Raw genomic sequence first — 261 nt, forward strand, 5'->3', positions numbered from 1 at the left:
TCATTGACCCGTTCAACTTCGGTGTATTCGACCGAGCGGCCGATACCAACGCTGGCCCCAGTTGTCGTAGCGGTGCCAATGGCATCAAAAAAGGCGATCACCTCTTGTTCGGTGTCGCCTGCTGTGGAACTTGACGTCAAACTGGAAACTTCAGCGCCTTGATCATCAAAAAGGCGCAGGGTCACGCCTCCGGTGTCACCCTGTTCGCCGCGATGCATGATGTTCAGCGTGTCGATGCCAAACCCACCCACAACCACGTCC

General features: G+C 56.3%; 1 protein-coding gene. It reads right to left on the reverse strand.

The window, feature by feature from the left end:
* Window positions 1-261, reverse strand: a 261-nt coding sequence (locus tag Q4528_RS14425; RefSeq protein WP_303522326.1) for a hypothetical protein, incomplete at both ends; no start/stop codon positions are given.

It is taken from the genome of Staphylococcus pasteuri, from assembly GCF_030547725.1.
Classification (GTDB): Bacteria; Bacillota; Bacilli; order Staphylococcales; family Staphylococcaceae; genus Staphylococcus; species Staphylococcus pasteuri.